Below are 18,995 nucleotides of genomic sequence, written 5' to 3'. Positions count from 1 at the left end.
AAATCAACATATGGCTTGAACTCTTTTTTTTATAGGGTAATAAACCAGCTGAAAACAAAAAAACCACTCCATTCACAAATGGTTTGTGAATAAAGTGGTTTTACTAGTGTTGTCTTAAGCGATTATTGTCTACTTGACTTTTTAGCTATTTTTTCTGCTTTTTTTTCCTTAGCCGTTTTTGTTGGCTCTTTTTTTACATTTTTTTTAGAATCTTGTGATTTTGCCATGACTTTATGTATTTAGATTATTCTTTTAATTTATAGATTAAATATAGTAAAAGGTTTGATTGCTGGTTCGTTTAAGCAGTATTTATTTTTGTGTTGTAATTAGTCAAGGCTTTAAAGCTCTTATTTGGGGTAGTGATGGTTTTTTTATGCCGCCTAAGTATTGGTCTATAGCTGTGATTTGTTCTTAGTTGTGGCTGTCTTTGGTTTCTTCTTTATGCTTGAAATAAATTGAAATTATTAAACTTAGTGTAAGTTTTGATTTTTATAGCCTGGAAGGGATTATGAAAGACAAATAAGTTATTTCCTTTTCAGCTCATTTAAGGTTTTACCATCTTTATCTTTCCATTTGATCCATCCATTTGTTGGAGAACCATCTAATAAAAAAAATTTAAGGTTTGTTGACCATTCCTAGTTAATTAGATATTATTCTTTCTAGAATTTTCTATAACATTTTTTAACTAGTTTTGCAGAAATGTTGATTTTATCCTCATTACGATATAAATCAATATGTCTTTCAGAAAACTCAAGATTCTTATTTGCATTTAGCTCAATTTGATATTCCTGAGAAAAATGAGAAACAACATTATGTATTAATACTTTGGGATGTTTTTTTAGCACAATCTATATTGGATCTAATCCAATTTAACTATGTTTTTTTTTTAACTTAGAATATTAGTTGATTTTATTCTAAATTAAAACCATTTCAAAAACACCAATTATTTCAAAATCTTCCAATGTATCATAGTCTAACATTATCTGTTCATAAGAATCGTCTAAAGATTTAGGTTTCAAAATAATTGATGTATGTGACCAAGTTTCTTCATTCACGTCTTTAGTACTAGAGTATTCTTTTACTGTGTATCCTGAGCCAAAATCTCTATCTTGAATTCCTGTTGATTTAGCTAAAACTATTCTTCCATTTCTTGAACCTCCACGATATTTTTTAAATAAGCAAATAGAATTATTAGGTATAATTTTGTTCATTGATTCTCCAACAACTTTACAAGCAAAATAATCTTTTGCAAAACGAACATATTCTGGTAACTCAATCCATTTATTATCATCTATTGTTTGAAGCTCACTAAAATTCCCTGCTGCTGCATGAATGTTATAGAACGGCACACTATTCTCAAATTGATCATTTTCTATTTTTAAATGAATCGTTTCATTCATAATTGAAGTTGATTCATGAGGTAAAATATAAGTTGATAAATAGTCTCTTAAATCTTTGTCACATGCATAAACATATGTTCCTTTTATGCCTCTTAATAAAATAGTTTTATAAATATTAATAATGAAATCTTTTAATTCACTTGGTTTTCTAATAGATTGTTTTCCATTTGCATCATAATAATTTTCTTCAATTATAATAATTTCATTTCTCTCTTTCGAATATGAAATTTCCTCACCAAATATAATTCCTGAATAATTCAAATCATATCCTTGAGTAGTATGAATACAACCTACCTCATCAATTGCATTAGGAGAATTAACCCAATCAATGTTTGTTGAATTCCATTTTAGTTGTGTGTCTTCAATTTTAATATCTAAAAGACCACCATCTTTATTAGAAATCCACTTCCAAGAATATCCAGCAATCATTCTGGCTAAACCAACTTCTTTATTTCTCAATTTAATTTCACTGATTAAAGATTCTATATTATCAAATAAAGTAAAATCATAATTTTTATCTTTATAGACTTCTTGGATATTCCCTAAATTACAATTAAGTAAATCGTCAACGTATTTAACATAAGAGTTTCCTCCTTTTACTCTAAATTGAGATTGTAAAAATTCAATTTTGGTATCAAACTTAAATTTAAGTTTATCAAAATCCTCTTTTAAAATATCAGATGGCTTTATCGATTGACCTTCATCATAAAACAATATTGCTTTTGAACTTTGTAAGACAACCCAATCTAATTCATTTCCAGAAAACTTATCTAAATTAAGCTTATCATTAACCTTATCAAAAGATCCAAAATAAGCTCCTAAATTTACTCTTCTTCTTAATCTATGTGATTCATCAACAATAACTATATCGAAATGAGATTTACCAAGCTCTGCTGGACCAATTACCATGCTTGCTTTTAATCCTTTTACATTTTTAAATACTCTTTTTAATGTAGTTCTTAATGAAGACATTGGCACTACCAAAGCCATTTTAGGTTTTGGATACTTTTGTTTAAGCTTATCAATTTTATATTTCAGTTCAATTTCATCATCACCAAAATCTCTAAAATTAAAATCCGTAATTTCAGAATTTAATAATTTAAATAAAAAAATTGCTAAAATTGTTTTTCCTGTACCTGCCCCACCTTCAATTACAGTGTTATGAACATTCTCATTCAACAAATTATCTACAATTAAATAGAGCCCCTTCTTTTGCTCTTCAGTTAAACTTTTGTAAGGAGAATATTTAAATAAATCAGAATTATCAATGTGACTTAGAGAATGTTTTGCAATTCCTTCTCGTCGCAATCCATCCCAGACGTTCTTAAATACATCCCAGTAAATCTCACTTTTTTGATAATAATTATGATTTGCAATTCCAAGGTTTAAATTCAACAACTTATATTGACCGTCACCAGAAATATATTTTATTAAAAGTGATTCAATATCTAATGCTGCTGACTTATTGAATTTTGAGCTACTGATAAGTCTAAAAGTAGTTAGTTTATTCTTTTTATTATTCTTTAAATGACTTTTTAGTCTTTTTATAGCATCTGTTGTCTCTCCGACATATAGTTCTTTTACTTTATCATCATTTATTAAATATACGATTGGCCAAAGATTATTAGCATAATGATTATCTAATGAATCAATGCTTAAAATATCAAAATTATGTCTTTCAATTTTGAAAGCTTGCTTATCAATCATAGTTGATCATACTTTTTAGCTGAACCCTTAGATTTTTCAACAGTATATTTTTCGCTATTAAGTTTAATTTTATTCTTTATGATAGAAGAAATATCTAATTCATGTTTCTCTGCTAAAAGTAAAGCAAATGAAAAAATATCAGCTAATTCTTCTTTTAGCCTTTCTTTGTCAACGTCCTCATTAGATTTCCATAAAAATAGCTCGTTTAATTCTGCTGCTTCAATTGAAATAGCAAGTGCTAAATCTTTTGAATTATGAAACTGTTTCCAATCTCTTTCATCTCTAAACTTTATTAATAAATCTATTATATTTTTAAATTCACTCATGTCTTAATCTAAATAATTCAAACTCATCAAAAAATAAATACCCATTAATTATCAAATAAAAATTAACTCCATTATTCTTAAAACCTAAAATTAATTGAGTAATATTTTAAAATAATTTTATAATAGGGAGAGCATAAATATAGCGCCTTTATATAAACACTGGGTGTTATACATCGAAAAGTTCCATTGTTTTTTGGTCTGCTGCTGTTTTACTATTGAAAGTGATTGGTTGTGTTGGAGAGATTGCCGCGCTGCGCTTGCAATGACAGTTCCATTCATGAGATTACTACGCTTTTCTAATGAAAAGCTCGTAATGACGTAAAGTATGAATAAAAGTAAATCGTATCGTCATTGCGAGGCGTGACGTTAGGAGCGACGTGGCAATCTCATGAACGGAAGTGATATTTATAATCGTATTCCAATTCAAGAGATTGCCGCGCTGCGCTCGCAATGACGTTACGATTCAACAGATTGCCGCGCTGTGCTCGCAATGACGATGCTATTCATGAGATTACTACGCTTTTCCAATGAAAAGCTCGTAATGACGTTACGCAAGCCCTTAAACAGCCGCTTTTTTCAGTTTGATAATCCTCAATTTGTCTAAAACGACCATAATACAGTAGGTAATATCTACCTCGAACCAACGTACGCCAAAATTGGCTCTGCTACTGTGTGTGTGGTGATTATTATGGTAGCCTTCGCCCATCATTAAAAAATCGAAAGGCAAAAGGTTTTTTGAGGTGTCATTCACCTTAAAATTTGTATAGCCATAAATGTGTGCAAACCAATTGATAATCACACCGTGAATAGGTGCCATTAAAAAGGCTACTGGTAAAAATAACCAGTGCCACCATGCGGTTGCAAACAGAATAAAAAAGACCGTGTATAATGCCCCCCAAGTAATTCTGGAGATTCTTGAGCTAGCAAATTTATCAAAGGCCTCCCACTGCGGGACGTTTTTAGTAAATTTGTCTGCCACAGCAATGCGTTTTTTATTAATATCTTGATAGATGTTTTTTGTACGCCACATCATCGTAAACACATTGGCATCATATTTTGGTGAATGCGGATCGTTTTCTGTATCTGCATAGGCATGATGTAACCTGTGCATTACGCCATAGCCATAAGCACTTAAATAGTTTGAGCCTTGAAACACCCAGGTTAAAAAGAAACAAATACGTTCTGTTACTTTAGACATGGTAAAGGTTTGGTGTGCTGCATAGCGGTGTAAGAAGAAGGTTTGAAAAAACAAACCGGTATACCACAGTATTAGTATTAAAATTATAATTTTCATAATCAAAGCTTTTTGCAAAGGACTATAATATTAATGGATTATGAAATGAATCGAGGTTAAGAAATACGCTTACGAATGCGACTTAGTGCTTGTGGTGTCACGCCAATATAAGAGGCTATGTATTTTAAGGGAATCTCTTTAATCAAATTTGGACGCTCAGTAAATAAATTAAGATAACGCTGTTCTGCCGAGTCATTTAAAAGCGCTTGTTCGCGTTTAGATTTGATAAGAAATAAGCGCTCAGAGGAAAGGCGGCCAATTAAATTTCCAATCGCTGTTTTTTCATAAACCTCTTGTAAATCCTGGTAAGAAATGCTCCACATAGAAATACTCGTAAGGGCTTCTAATTGGTATAGTGAGGGTTTTCTAGTGAGAAATGAATCATAAGCACTTATAAATTCATTTTTAAAACAGAAGCCAAAAGTAATGTCTTTATCTTCCTCTTCCTTCGGAATTAAAAAACGGGCAATACCACTTTCAATAAAAGAAATGTAGTTTTCAGTCTCACCAACGTCTAATATTTTACTTCTTTTTTTAAAAACTCTATTTTCTAATTTCGAAGAAAATAATTGCCAATCTTTATCTGAAATAACGACTATCTTTTCTATATATTCCCTAATGTTTATCATGCGCTTGTCTGTAATACAAAGAACGTTATTTAATTTAAAAATTATTGCCTCTTTCGAAAAAATACATTCAAATAATGCACTAAAAACCATGAAAGTCTAACTATTAATTCCCTATTTTAATAGCGCTTTATTTTAAGCGTTAAACATGATGCATGTCGTATTGGAAGGCTGACACTATTTAAAGAGGGCCTTTTTGTAAACTATTAATCCACCAGATGCCTAGGTATTAGACTCCCTTAATTCTTTTTAATAAATGCCATAATCTCATCATAGCGTTTTGTCCACGGAAAAAAATACTGACTCATCATGGGGACATGCTTTTTATCTAAAAAAATGGGTTTGACCTCAGCCTGGAATTCATTAAGTTTCGCAATAAAAATAGCATTCTGTTTTTTGATGGACGCATAGGTCTTTTCGCCTATATAAATAAGAAATGGTGGTGTGTTTTTATCTACAAAATACAGTGGAGACGCCTTTTTCCATTGTTCAGGATCTTCAGTCCAAGTGGTTTTATAATTATATTTAGTGGTTGGTGGATTGTTTTGTAAATACGTATACATGTCTAATCCTGCAGCATCATTTAAAATAACCCCTTTAATGGCCTTAGTATTTTCTAAATATTTTGGATTGGTACTTATCAATGCGATAAGATGCCCTCCTGCTGAATGTCCCATTAAGTAAATTTGCTCCGGATCTCCTTTATAAGTTTCAATGTTATTAACGGTCCATTCTAATGCTTTTGCTATCTCTGTTGCCATAGTGTCATAATTGGCATGCGGACTTAAGGTATACGATGGGATGACAGTGACGACGTCATTCTTAGAGAAATTACGACCTAGAAATCCGTAAGTGTCTTTATCGCCTTCTGTCCAATAGCCTCCATGTACAAAGATAACCACTGGTAATTTCTCTGCTTTTTTTTCTCTAGGATGAAAAACATTAAGCTTGAGTGCATCTTTAGTATTCTCTTTTTCAAGATAGGAGATGTCTTCAATTTTTTTTGAGGCACAGCTTGAACAAAAGCTTATTAGTAGTAATGGAAGTATGTATTTCTTTATCATGCATTTTTAAATTTATTAAAAAAAAAAGAAGCGTCTCTATGTCATTGCATAGAGACGCCTCTTGAAACTGGTGTTTAAAGTCTACCAGCTATCTACTTCTTTTTTAAGTTCTTCTTTAGATTTACCATATTTTTCTTGAACTTTACCGGCTAACTTGTCAAAGTCACCTTCAGCTTCTTTGTATTCATTGTCTGTGATTTTACCATATTTCTTTTTAAAATCACCTTTTATTTGTTTCCATTTTCCTTCAAATTGTTCCTTGTTCATAATTTTAGATTTTAAGATTAAATTGATTGTGATATAAAACTATAATATTTCAGTCTAAGGGTGTGATGCAATCCAAATTTATTTTGGCTCAAATACTAATTTACAACGCATTCTTAATAATGCTTTGTACCACTTCTGGGTTCAACAAGGTGCTAATATCGCCTAGGTTATTAGTATCTTTATGGGCTATTTTTCTAAGAATACGTCTCATAATTTTTCCACTTCGGGTTTTTGGTAATCCGTTAGTAAATTGAATTTTATCTAATTTAGCAATTGGTCCTATTTGTTCTGTAATAATCTGGTTGATTTCTTTACGTACATTCTCCTGATCTCTACTCTCACCTGTATCTTTTAAAATAACGTAGCCATACAACGCGTTTCCTTTTATATCATGTGGAAAACCTACCACTGCAGATTCTGCAACTGCTGGATGTTCATTTATGGCATCTTCAATAGGGGCCGTACCAAGGTTATGTCCAGAAACAATAATAACGTCATCTACACGACCTGTAATACGATAATAGCCCACCTCATCACGCAATGCACCATCACCAGTGAAGTATTTGTTTTCAAAAGCGGTAAAATAGGTTTCTTTATAGCGTTTATGGTCTCCCCAAATGGTGCGCGCAATGGACGGCCATGGAAACTTAACACATAAACGGCCACTAACTTGATTTCCTACGATTTCTTTACCTTCTTCATCCATTAAACAGGGCTGTATACCAATAAAAGGAAGTGTGGCATAGGTAGGTTTGGTCGGTGTAACATATGGAATTGGTGTTATCATTATACCTCCATTTTCAGTTTGAAACCAGGTGTCTACAATGGGGGCTTGATTTTTACCAATATTATCATCATACCAGTGCCATGCTTCTTCATTAATAGGCTCCCCTACAGTTCCTAATACTTTTAAGGACGATAAATCGTGTTTTTGAGTGTAGGCTACGCCTTCTTTCGCTAATGCTCTAATAGCCGTTGGAGCTGTATAAAACTGACTCACTTTATGCTTCTCCACAATTTCCCAAAAACGACTAAAATCTGGATAGTTTGGTACACCTTCAAATAAGACAGAAGTTGCCCCATTAGCTAAAGGACCATAAAGAATATAACTGTGTCCTGTAATCCAACCGACATCTGCACTGCACCAAAACACATCTTTTTCTGTATACTGAAACACATTTTTAAAAGTATAAGCGGTATAGACCATATAACCAGCAGTGGTATGCACCATGCCTTTAGGCTTACCTGTAGACCCCGAGGTATAAAGTATAAACAGTGGATCTTCAGCATCCATTATTTCTGGTGGAAAGTCATGATAAGCATCATCGAGTAAGGGTTGTAACCAATGGTCACGGCCGCCTTTCATATTAATATCGGTATGAATGCGTTTCGCCACTAATACCGTAGTTACACAGTCACAGTTTTCTAAGGCCTCGTCTACAATGCCTTTTAAATCAATTGTTTTAGCACCACGATAAGAACCATCGCTAGTAATCACCATTTTACAATCGGCATCATTAATTCTTGTTGCTAAAGCCGTAGCCGAAAACCCAGCAAACACCACTGAATGTATTGCTCCAATTCTTGCACAGGCCAATACAGAAACCGCTAATTCCGGAATCATTGGAAGATATATACAAACCCGGTCGCCTTTATTTATTCCTTTTTCTTTTAAGACATTGGCAAACCTGCAAACGCGTTCATGTAAAGACTTATAAGTAATATGTTGTGATCCTTCGCTGGGATTATTCGGCTCAAAAATAAGCGCTGTTTTATCGCCTCTGGTTAGTAAATGTCTATCAATACAGTTTTCGGTGATATTTAATTTTGCGCCTTCAAACCATTGGACTTCGGGTTTGCTAAAATCCCATGTGAGTACTTTGTCCCATTTTTTACGCCAGAGAAAATGTTCTTCGGCTATTTCTTCCCAAAACGCTTCAGGATGATTTACCGATTTACGATACACTTGATAGTATTCTTCCAGATGTTTTATATGGTAATTACTCATGGTTGATTTTTTTATACTTTACTTAAAGTTACTAAAAATTATACTTTTTTTAATGTTGAAAAATAACGTTTTGCTTCTTTCAATACTTTTGGTGCCAAAGCAATGGTTGCTAACATTGTTGGAATGGCCATTAAGGCAAATACGCCATCAATTAAATTTAACATTAAACTTAAAGAAGTCGTTGCACCTACAATAATACTCACGATATAGAAATAGTTAAAATAGTGTTTGTTATGCGCTCCAAACAAAAAAGAGGCACATTTCATTCCGTAATAGGAATAGCTAAATAATGATGAAATACTAAACACTGCGATACATATCATTAATAAATACTTCCCATAAATAGGCATGGTTTTAGCAAAAGCTGAAGCGGTTAAACTCACACCATTCGCATCACTCGTCTGCCAAACATCTGTTACTAAAATAGCTAAAGCTGTTAAAGTACAAACAATTAAGGTATCTATTGCTGGCCCTAACATAGCGACCAAACCTTCACGAATAGGCTCTGCTGTTTTTGCTGCGCCATGCGCCATTGGCGCCGTACCAATCCCTGCTTCGTTAGAAAAGGCACCACGACGGACACCCAACAAAATGAGTCCGCCAACCATTCCGCCTAAAAACGAATCGCCTTTAAAGTTATTAGCAGCAAAAGCATCGGTAAAAATAAGTTTGAAATACTTTGGCAGCACCTCTATATTGGTGAATAATATAATTAATACTAACACAAAATATAAAATCACCATACTCGGCACTAACTTAGCGGCCACTTTACTAATTCGGTTTAAGCCGCCTAGTATAACAAGCGACGTCATGGCTACTAATACCAAACCTACAGCTAGGTTTGAGCCAAAAGAGACTGCAACACCATTGGGAATTAAAACAATATCATTAATGGCCTGTGTTAACTGATTCACATTAAAAACGGGCAAGACACCAATCATTCCACAAAGGCAGAAAAATACTGCTAATGGTTTCCAGTGCTTACCTAGACCTTCAGTTATAAAATACATTGGACCGCCTTGAATTGCGCCGTTGCTATCCTTTCCCCGAAACATCACAGCAAGTGTACAGGTAAAAAACTTGGTACTCATTCCTATAATGGCACTTATCCACATCCAAAACATAGCCCCTGGACCTCCTATAGCAATTGCGACAGCGACACCAGCAATGTTTCCCATACCTATAGTGGTGGATAACGCCGTTGTTAAGGCTTGAAAGTGAGAGATTTCTCCTGGATCGTTTGGGTTATCATATTTACCTCGTAAAACTTGAATGGCATGACCTAAATAGCGAAAGGGTAAAAATTTAGAATAAATGATTAAAAATAACCCACCCCCTATTAAGATGATTAATAAGGGTAATCCCCAAACAAATGAAGCGAAATCGGCAATGAATTGGTCTAGCTTTTGCAAATTGATAGTTTTCTATAAATGTATTAAAAGCTATTGACTTATTAATTTAAAAAGTACTTTAGTACCACTAATCATTTAACAGTAACTCATAATGCCAAAATAAAACGCTTAAAACGAATATGCTTTAGCAACTTATTTAGAAAAATAAGTTTTCTTTTTTTATACGTTCATGACTATTTGAAACATAGGTTTTCCTTGATTTTTAGTACACAAGCAGTCAATTTTTTTATATGTAAGCTATTCTGTTATCTTTGCTAAACCAACTATTTTTTATATTGAAAGCAAAAAGACTCTTTTTTCTAGACGCCGTTAGGGCCTTTGCAATCTTAATGATGTTACAAGGTCATTTTATTGATACACTTTTAAACCCCATTTATAGAGACCCTAACAACATGGCCTATACTGTTTGGTCGTATTTTAGAGGCATTACTGCACCCACGTTTTTCACGATTACAGGATTAGTTTTCGTCTTTTTGTTATTAAAGGCAAAAGAAAAAGGAACTGAAAATACGCGTATAAAAAAAGGATTTCAACGTGGCATATTACTTATTATTATTGGCTATGCACTACGGTTTTCTTTTATAAGCCTGATGTATGGAGAAGTAAACCTTAACTTTTTACAAGTTGATGTTTTACAATGTATTGGCGTTTCATTACTACTTCTTATCCTACTTTATTTAATTACTTTTAAGAGTCAATGGGTTTTAGCTGTTGTATTTTTAGTTCTTGGCTTTAGCATGTTTGTTTCAGAACCGCTGTATCGTAATTTACAGATTGAAAGCCTGCCTGTACTCTTTTCTAATTATTTTAGTTTACAACATGGCTCTGTATTTACCATATTGCCATGGTTTGGCTATGTTTGTTTTGGCGGATTTATTGCTATATTATTTTCTGAGTTCGGTAATAAAAACAACTATAAGCAGTTTAAAATTGCTGGATTTTTAATCGTTGGTGTGTTTTTAATCTTTTTATCCTCACCCACTTTACGCCTTTTAGATGCGTGTTTTGATTTACCGTTATTAACGCGTAGTGCCGATTATAATTACCTCTTTAAAAGATTGGGCAATGTACTTGTTCTATTCGGCATTTTCTACACCTTTGAGCGCTATTTAAAGCAAGCCATTATTACTAAAATCGGACAGAAAACCTTGTCTATTTACGTCATTCATTTTATAATTATTTATGGCAGTTTTACAGGCATAAGTTTAAAGCACTTTTTTTACAGAGCTTTAACACCTACACAAGCTATTTTTGGTGCGGTCGTTTTTATGATTGTCGTTTGTTTGATCTCCTTTTATTATGTTAAAACGAACACTTATTTCTACAAAAAAATACGCGCTTTCTTTAAACGAATAACGCCGTAACGGCAGGAGTTTTACTCTGCGTTGTTGGCAATCAAAACTAGTATTAAAACAAAAAAGACCTCTCTAACGAAAGGTCTATCTGTTTAAAGTTATAAGTGTTTTATTTCGCTAGTAAATACGCTTCCACATTCTTTTGAATACGCTCATGAATATTAGAGACCTCTGCTTTTACGAATGGTTCACCCATAATTTTCTCATAGAGTTCAATATAACGTTCACTAACGGTTTGTATGTACTCATCGCTCATAAAAGGCACGGTTTGTCCTTCTAAACCTTGAAAATCGTTAGCGATTAGCCATTGTCTTACAAACTCTTTAGACAACTGCTTTTGGGCTTCACCTTTATCCTGTCGCTCTTGGTACCCTTCTTCATAAAAATAACGTGAAGAATCTGGCGTGTGGATTTCATCAATCAAAACTATTTTCCCTGCTTTCGTTTTCCCAAATTCGTATTTGGTATCTACTAAGATTAAACCACGTGATGCTGCGATTTCTGTGCCACGTTCAAATAATTTTCGAGTGTAATCTTCAAGTACTAAATAATCTGCTTCACTTACAATGCCTTTTTTTATAATGTCTTCACGTGAAATGTCTTCGTCATGATCTCCCATTTCTGCTTTTGTTGCCGGTGTGATAATTGGCGAAGGAAACTTATCGTTTTCTTTCATCCCCTCAGGCATCGCGACACCACAAAGCATTCTTTTTCCTGCTTTATATTCTCGAGCAGCATGGCCACTCATATAACCACGAATAACCATTTCTACTTTAAAAGGCACACATAAATGCCCTACAGCCACATTGGGATCTGGTGTTGCGGTAAGCCAATTAGGTACTATATCTTCAGTTTGCGCCATAAACTTAGTCGCTATCTGATTTAATATTTGTCCTTTATAGGGAATTCCCTTTGGCATCACGACATCGAAAGCACTAAGCCTATCGGTAGCAACCATGACCAATTCTTTATCGTTGATGTTGTATACGGCTCTTACTTTTCCTTTATAGACGCTTTTTTGTCCTGGGAAGTTAAAATTTGAATCTGTTATTGTATTATTCATTCGTTTTTAATAGTAGGGTATCACGAGGAGCGCATCGCCCGAATCATCGCATTATTTTATTTGGCAAATTGCCGCAACAAATTTATTAATTTGTCTCGCAATGACGCTATACTTTTTGTTTTTTGTTACATTTTAAATTAAACCAGCGATGCCTTATTTATTATAAAACTGAAACCAAAAGCCCTAGCCCTGATGGAGGCTTTGTTGGAGCTCATCTCTGATAGCGACTGCCGAGAGCAGGTTCCTGGCTTCTAAAAAAAATTACGCCTCTGCATTTTCAATATTTCTGTATGCTGCGATGACCTTTTTTACTAATTTATGTCGAATGACATCTTTATCATCTAGAAAAACCATCCCAATGCCGTCAATATCTTTAAGTACCAAAAGGGCCTCTTTAAGTCCTGAAATAGTACGTCGTGGTAAATCTATTTGCCCTGGGTCGCCGGTTAATAAAAACTTTGCATTCTTTCCCATACGCGTTAAAAACATCTTCATTTGCGCGTGTGTGGTGTTTTGACCTTCATCTAAAATCACAAATGCATTATCTAATGTACGCCCACGCATAAAAGCCAGCGGAGCAATTTGAATGATTCCGTTTTCTATGTATTGCGTTAATTTTTCTGGAGCAATCATATCGCGCAAGGCATCATACAGGGGTTGCATGTAGGGATCTAATTTTTCCTTTAAATCGCCAGGTAGAAAACCAAGGTTTTCACCAGCTTCCACGGCCGGGCGCGTTAATATAATGCGCTTTACGGCTTTGCTTTTTAATGCCTGAACTGCCAATGCGACACCAGTATAGGTTTTACCTGTTCCCGCCGGACCTATGGCAAAAACCATATCATTTTCGCGCATAAGCTCTACTAATTTGCGCTGGTTAGCCGTTTGCGCCTTTATTAACTTACCATTAAAACCATGTACAATGATTTCACCACTTTTTTCAGAGGTTTCATAATCATCACTACTCTGACTCGTGAGTACACGTTCTATCGCATTTTCGTCCAGCTTATTGTATTTCGCGAAATGTTTAAGGAGCATGGTGAGTCTCCGGTCGAATTCTTCTAAGAGCTCTTCTTCCCCGAAAGCCTTGATTTTGTTGCCTCGAGCGACTATTTTTAGTTTAGGAAAGTATCTTTTTAACAGTTCGATATTTTCATTACCAGCACCAAAAAATTCTTTAGGTGTGATTTCTTCAAGTTCAATTACGATTTCATTCAAATGGCAGGTGATTTTATTTAATTTATCTCTTCAGTTTTATTAGATTTGTTCTGTGCATTAAACTTAGTAAAGTTCCACAAATTATATTCAATTAAACTCAAAAAAATATCAACAATTACTAAATGGCCATTATCACACTAACTACAGACTTTGGTGAGAAAGATCACTTTGCTGGTGCGATTAAGGGTGCTATTTATACTGAATTACCCGAGGTAAGAATTGTTGATATCTCACACTCTGTTTCTCCATTTAACATTCCTGAGGCGGCTTACATCATTCAAAATGCCTACAGTTGTTTTCCGGAAGGCACAATACATATCATTGGTATTGATTCTGAAATTAACCAAGAGAACAAGCATATTGCTATCAAGCTTGATGGCCATTATTTTGTGTGTGCTAATAACGGTATTATGAGTATGATTTGCTCTGAAATTGCTCCGGAACAAATTGTAGAAATCAATATTCATGAGAAGATTGAAACCAGTTTTCCTGTTCTTGATGTCTTTGTAAAAGTAGCTTGCCACATTGCGCGTGGTGGTGCTTTAGGCATTATAGGAAAACCAATTACCACTATAAAGCCAATAAAAAATGTAGTCCCTTATGTTAATGATGAAAAGACCCAGATTATAGGTAGCATTATTTATGTAGATAATTACGGAAACGTGATTACCAATATTAAAAAAGCATTTTTTGAAGGGGTTCAGAAAGGCCGTGCCTTTGAAGTTTCGGCTAGAAGCCACAAGTTTAAAAAGATACACTCTAAATACAGTGATATTATTAATTTTGATATTCCTGAAGAAAATAGAAATGATGAAGGTCGCGGCTTAGTCGTTTTTAACTCATCGCAGTATTTAGAAATTGCTATTTATAAAGGAAACACTGGTGATGTTGGAGGTGCGAGTTCGTTAATGGGATTAAAATTGCGGGATACTGTGACTATTAATTTCGCGAAGTAAATAGTAGTCAGCTTTGAATGGGTCACATTAACCTCTTGAGATTTAGAATATAATTATAGGTCCGCTTTCACGGAAACAAAAAATAGAGTTTAAAGATATGCTAGTAAGAATCGTAAAAATGACTTTCGCTGAAGAAAACATTGAAAAATTCCTGAGCAATTTTGAAGTTGTAAAACAGAAAATACGGGATTTTGAAGGGTGCCAACTGCTTGAGTTGTATCGTGACAAAGACCATACTACTGTTTTTTTTACCTATAGTTACTGGAATACAGAACGTGATTTAGAAAATTACAGACATTCTGAACTATTTAAAGGCGTTTGGGCACAAACAAAACCCATGTTTAATGGAAAACCAGAGGCCTGGAGTGTGGATAAGTTAACAAGCTTGCAGTAATGTTAGTCGCTGTTTGCTTTTGCTTTTTAGAACTATTTTTAGAGAAGAGAAAACAGACCCCATGATGCTATGGCAAGACAAATTTATTTATTTGAAAGGCTAATGTTATAACTATAAGGCAACATAAAATAGTTTACAACGTGACTGCGTTTCTGGTAATGAAAGAAGAAACAAAAATTATTAAAATTACGTGATGAAATTTACTAACAAAGTCGTTTGGATTACTGGCGCTTCTTCTGGTATTGGAAAGCACTTAGCTATAGAATTAGCTAATCAAGGTGCTAAGCTCATTTTATCTTCACGAAATCTTGACGCTTTGAGAGCGGTGAAAGACTTATGCAAAAACCCGGAGAACCTAAAATTGATCCCTTTAGATTTAGAAGACTATAATAACTTACAACCAAAAGTAGATGCGGCTATTTCGATGTTTGGAACCATTGACATTTTAGTAAATAATGGCGGTATTAGCCAGCGTGCCTTAGCCAAAGACACGAGCATTGCTGTAGATAAACGCTTAATGGCTATTAATTATTTAGGTACCGTGGCTTTAACCAAATTACTTTTACCGCATTTTATTAAAAACCAATCGGGTCACTTTGTAGTAACCACGAGTATTGTTGGAAAAATAGGCACGCCATTAAGATCAAGTTATGCTGCAAGTAAGCATGCTTTACATGGCTTTTTTGATAGTTTAAGAGCAGAACAGCATAGTGACAACATTGCCGTAACTTTAGTATGTCCAGGTTTTGTTAATACCAATGTGTCTATACATGCGTTAACTGGTGATGGCACTGCCCAACAATCTATGGATAAAGCTACCAAAAATGGTATTGCGCCAGACTATTTTGCTAAATTAATGGCCAAAGCAATCCTAAAAAAGAGACAAGAAGTTTATATTGCTGGTTTTAAGGAAAAATTAGGTATTTATGCCAAACGGTTTTTTCCTAAAGTTTTATCTAGAATGATTCGAAAATTAAGCGTCACTTAAAATTATATATTGCATGTTTGCTATTTTAAAAAAAGAAATCAATTCCTTTTTCGCTTCACCCATTGGTTATTTGGTGATTGCCATTTTTTTATTGCTAAACGGCCTATTCCTCTGGCTATTTAAAGGCGAGTTCAACCTATTAGATTATGGCTTCGCCGATTTATCAGCCTTCTTTTTATTAGCACCTTGGATTCTTATTTTTTTAATTCCTGCTGTGACCATGCGCAGTTTTAGTGATGAAAAAAAACAAGGTACTTTAGAGCTATTGCTTACCAAACCAATTTCTCATTTGCAAATTGTACTTGGAAAATATTTTGGTGCTTTTACACTTATTCTTTTGGCTTTAATTCCTACACTGCTCTATGTTTATACAATTAATGCCTTAGGGGATCCTGTGGGAAATTTAGATTTTGGAAGTACTCTTGGTTCTTATTTGGGGTTATTGTTTTTAGTGGCAGCTTATACCGCTATTGGCATCTTTTCCTCTACGTTGAGCGACAATCAAATTGTAGCCTTTATCATCGCTGTATTTTTATGCTTTTTCTTCTATGTTGGTTTTGAAGGTGTCGCAGATTTTACTGCTCCTTTTGTAGAACAACTAGGAATGAGTACACATTACAAAAGCATGAGTCGTGGTGTGTTAGACACTAGAGATTGTGTTTATTTTTTAAGTGTTACTTTTTTATTTATTATGTTAACTAAATTCAACATAAAAAAACAATAATTATGGTTATTACTCCTGTTTTAGTCCTATCCTTTGTTATTATTTTTATCCTAGCCTGGTTATTTATAAAAACTATTGAAACTAATAAATGGCTTCTTTTACTATTAAGTACTCTTGCTACACCTCTACTTTATTTTTATCTCTTTTATCCCATTTTTAATATCTTTTCTAGTTACCATCATCAAAAATATTTTAATGCAGAAAACTGGAAGGCGAATCCTGAATTACGTTTTGAAATGATGGCGCAATTAAATAACAATAATCAACTCATAGGGAAAACGAAAGCAGAGATTGAAAGCGATTTTGGTGCTGCCGGCTGGTATGGCTGGGATGATAGTATTAAAGCTAATTCAAAAAACCAATGGAATTATAATATGGGCTTTAAACCTGGTGCTTTTAACAAACAGCAAGAGTGTATAGAAATTATGTTTAAAAATGACACTGTAGTTACCTTAGAAACCTATCAACTTGAGAAAAAATTTGAATAAATCCATCCAACATATTGTCATCTTAGTCATAGGCTTATTATTAATTAATATTTTGGCCCAAAAGGTTTATAAACGTTTCGACTTAACTTCAGATCAACGTTACACATTAAACGACGCTTCTTTACAAGTGGTTAAAGGGGTTGCATCGCCCATAGTGATTGATGTGTTTTTAGAAGGCGCCGATTTTCCTTCAGAATTTAGAAGACTGCAAACCGAAACCAGACAATTATTAGAAGAGTTTTCTGCTTATAACAACAATATTACTTTTAATTTCATCAACCCTATAGAAGACGAAGCCACGCGCAATCAAAACATACAACAGCTCAACCAGCGCGGTTTAACACCCATGCAAATGAGTGTTCAGGAAAATGGAAAACAATCGCAAACGGTTATTTTCCCTTGGGCTTTGGCGAGTTATAACGACCAAACCGTAAAAATTTCGTTGGTAAAAAATAAGATTGGAGCCACACAACAGGAGCTGGTTACCAATTCTGTGCAACATTTAGAATATGCCTTTGCAGCAGGTTTTAGTAAATTGGTGAATCCGAAACGTCGTAAAATCGCCATTTTAAAAGGAAATAGTGAGTTGCCGGATGAAAATGTTGCCGATTTCCTTAAAACACTAGGGCAATACTATTTTATTGCCCCGTTTACTTTAGATAGTGTGGCTACTAACCCTCAAAAAACATCTAAATCACTAAACACTTACGATTTAATCATTGCCGCGAAACCAACAGAGGCATTTACCGAGGAAGAAAAATATGTACTTGATCAATACACCATGCATGGTGGTAAAAGTCTATGGCTGGTTGACGCTATAGCCATGGATCAAGACAGCTTATTTAACGAAGCGGGTAAGAATATTGCGGTACCCAGAGATTTAAATTTAACGGATTTCTTTTTTAAATATGGGGTGCGTATCAATGCATTATTAGTAAGTTCTATGTACTCTGCTCCTATTACTTTAGCGTCTGGTAGCGGCAGTGAATCGCGTTTTCAACAGTTTCCTTGGACCTACTCTCCACTTGCAAAAAGTGATAGTAAACACCCCATAGTGAATAATTTGAATTTCCTGAAGTTTGATTTCGCCAGTCCGCTAGACACTTTAAAAAATGACATAAAAAAAACCATATTATTACAAAGCGGCCCGTTAAGCAGATTAGAAGGCACCCCTCGGGAGATTAGTTTAGAAGCCGCACTAAAAGAGCAAGACCCAAAGGCCTTTACTAAAGGAGAGCAAACCTTAGCCGTTTTATTAGAAGGTGAATTTACTTCGGTTTATAATAATCGCGTAAAACCAATAAAGGCATTAGAGGATAAAACGAAAAGTCCTGCGACAAAGATGATTGTAATTGGTGATGGCGATATTATAAAAAACCGCATTGGTCGCAATGGTCCCGAAGAATTAGGGTTTGATCGTAGTACAGGTCAAGTTTTTGGAAACAAAGAATTTTTACTCAATGCCGTGAATTATCTCTTGGATGACGACGGACTTATAAACATTCGCACAAAAGAAGTGAAAGTGGCCTTTTTAGATCAATTAAAAATTACGGAAGAAAAAGCAAAATGGCAAATCATCAATATTGTCCTTCCGCTCTTGCTTTTAGGGCTTTTTGGATTTCTATTTAACGTCTACCGAAAGAAAAAATATGCAAAGAAAACAGTCTAAATTTTTAGCTTTTGGGTAAACAGGCTGTTAATAAGT

General features: G+C 34.2%; 17 protein-coding genes. 7 read left to right on the top strand and 10 right to left on the bottom strand.

The window, feature by feature from the left end; translation table 11 throughout:
- Positions 1 to 914 precede the first annotated feature (914 nt).
- The 8 genes from GQ46_RS00285 to GQ46_RS00250 all read right to left on the bottom strand — a co-directional run bounded on the left by GQ46_RS00285 (position 915) and on the right by GQ46_RS00250 (position 10,104).
- On the bottom strand, positions 915 to 3,107 hold the full coding sequence (locus GQ46_RS00285; RefSeq protein ID WP_052503365.1) for a DNA/RNA helicase domain-containing protein: 2,193 nt from the start codon (positions 3,105 to 3,107) through the stop codon (positions 915 to 917).
- Positions 3,104 to 3,433 (bottom strand): nucleotide pyrophosphohydrolase, encoded by a 330-nt coding sequence (locus tag GQ46_RS00280; protein ID WP_044397320.1) that lies wholly within the window; start codon positions 3,431 to 3,433, stop codon positions 3,104 to 3,106. Before GQ46_RS00280 ends, GQ46_RS00285 begins: the two co-directional genes overlap by 4 nt.
- 559 nt (positions 3,434 to 3,992) lie before the next feature.
- Positions 3,993 to 4,727 (bottom strand): acyl-CoA desaturase, encoded by a 735-nt coding sequence (locus GQ46_RS00275; protein WP_044397319.1) that lies wholly within the window; start codon positions 4,725 to 4,727, stop codon positions 3,993 to 3,995.
- 56 nt (positions 4,728 to 4,783) lie between these two features.
- Positions 4,784 to 5,356 carry a Crp/Fnr family transcriptional regulator gene (locus GQ46_RS00270; RefSeq protein WP_044404309.1) on the bottom strand — a complete coding sequence of 191 codons (573 nt, stop codon included), beginning with the start codon at positions 5,354 to 5,356 and terminating at the stop codon, positions 4,784 to 4,786.
- A gap of 236 nt (positions 5,357 to 5,592) precedes the next feature.
- Positions 5,593 to 6,417: an alpha/beta hydrolase gene (locus GQ46_RS00265; RefSeq protein ID WP_044397316.1), complete on the bottom strand. Its 825-nt coding sequence runs from the start codon at positions 6,415 to 6,417 to the stop codon at positions 5,593 to 5,595.
- An 81-nt stretch (positions 6,418 to 6,498) separates the two neighbouring features.
- Entirely contained in the window at positions 6,499 to 6,684 is a 186-nt protein-coding gene (locus GQ46_RS00260) for a CsbD family protein (protein ID WP_044397314.1), read from the bottom strand.
- 100 nt (positions 6,685 to 6,784) lie between these two features.
- Positions 6,785 to 8,692 (bottom strand): acetate--CoA ligase, encoded by a 1,908-nt coding sequence (gene acs, locus GQ46_RS00255; RefSeq protein WP_044397312.1) that lies wholly within the window; start codon positions 8,690 to 8,692, stop codon positions 6,785 to 6,787.
- 38 nt (positions 8,693 to 8,730) lie between these two features.
- Positions 8,731 to 10,104, bottom strand: coding sequence for a sodium:alanine symporter family protein (locus GQ46_RS00250; RefSeq protein ID WP_044397310.1), 1,374 nt, complete (start codon positions 10,102 to 10,104; stop codon positions 8,731 to 8,733).
- A gap of 275 nt (positions 10,105 to 10,379) precedes the next feature.
- Here GQ46_RS00250 and GQ46_RS00245 point away from each other — a divergent pair, with 275 nt between their 5' ends.
- Positions 10,380 to 11,468: a heparan-alpha-glucosaminide N-acetyltransferase domain-containing protein gene (locus GQ46_RS00245; protein WP_082041682.1), complete on the top strand. Its 1,089-nt coding sequence runs from the start codon at positions 10,380 to 10,382 to the stop codon at positions 11,466 to 11,468.
- Positions 11,469 to 11,568: 100 nt separating this feature from the next.
- On the opposite strand, the gene GQ46_RS00240 is transcribed toward GQ46_RS00245, so the two are convergent.
- Entirely contained in the window at positions 11,569 to 12,522 is a 954-nt protein-coding gene (locus GQ46_RS00240; protein WP_044397306.1) for a phosphoribosylaminoimidazolesuccinocarboxamide synthase, read from the bottom strand.
- A 261-nt stretch (positions 12,523 to 12,783) separates the two neighbouring features.
- The gene (locus GQ46_RS00235; RefSeq protein WP_044397304.1) at positions 12,784 to 13,740 is read right to left on the bottom strand and encodes a PhoH family protein; all 957 of its coding nucleotides are present in this window, start codon (positions 13,738 to 13,740) and stop codon (positions 12,784 to 12,786) included.
- Positions 13,741 to 13,862: 122 nt separating this feature from the next.
- Between GQ46_RS00235 and GQ46_RS00230 the strand changes: the two genes are divergently transcribed.
- The 6 genes from GQ46_RS00230 to gldG all read left to right on the top strand — a co-directional run bounded on the left by GQ46_RS00230 (position 13,863) and on the right by gldG (position 18,959).
- Positions 13,863 to 14,696: an S-adenosyl-l-methionine hydroxide adenosyltransferase family protein gene (locus tag GQ46_RS00230; RefSeq protein WP_044397302.1), complete on the top strand. Its 834-nt coding sequence runs from the start codon at positions 13,863 to 13,865 to the stop codon at positions 14,694 to 14,696.
- A 97-nt stretch (positions 14,697 to 14,793) separates the two neighbouring features.
- The gene (locus tag GQ46_RS00225; protein WP_044397300.1) at positions 14,794 to 15,090 is read left to right on the top strand and encodes a putative quinol monooxygenase; all 297 of its coding nucleotides are present in this window, start codon (positions 14,794 to 14,796) and stop codon (positions 15,088 to 15,090) included.
- A gap of 193 nt (positions 15,091 to 15,283) precedes the next feature.
- Positions 15,284 to 16,078 (top strand): SDR family oxidoreductase, encoded by a 795-nt coding sequence (locus GQ46_RS00220; protein WP_044397298.1) that lies wholly within the window; start codon positions 15,284 to 15,286, stop codon positions 16,076 to 16,078.
- A gap of 13 nt (positions 16,079 to 16,091) precedes the next feature.
- Entirely contained in the window at positions 16,092 to 16,802 is a 711-nt protein-coding gene (gene gldF / locus GQ46_RS00215; protein WP_044397297.1) for a gliding motility-associated ABC transporter permease subunit GldF, read from the top strand.
- A 2-nt stretch (positions 16,803 to 16,804) separates the two neighbouring features.
- Positions 16,805 to 17,290 carry a hypothetical protein gene (locus GQ46_RS00210; RefSeq protein WP_044397296.1) on the top strand — a complete coding sequence of 162 codons (486 nt, stop codon included), beginning with the start codon at positions 16,805 to 16,807 and terminating at the stop codon, positions 17,288 to 17,290.
- Entirely contained in the window at positions 17,283 to 18,959 is a 1,677-nt protein-coding gene (gene gldG / locus GQ46_RS00205) for a gliding motility-associated ABC transporter substrate-binding protein GldG (RefSeq protein WP_197077319.1), read from the top strand. The genes GQ46_RS00210 and gldG overlap by 8 nt, the downstream gene beginning before the upstream one ends.
- The last annotated feature ends 36 nt before the right edge of the window (positions 18,960 to 18,995 follow it).

The organism is Lacinutrix sp. Hel_I_90 (genome assembly GCF_000934685.1).
Classification (GTDB): domain Bacteria; phylum Bacteroidota; class Bacteroidia; order Flavobacteriales; family Flavobacteriaceae; genus Lacinutrix.
This window is presented reverse-complemented; position numbering and strand designations above follow the sequence as displayed.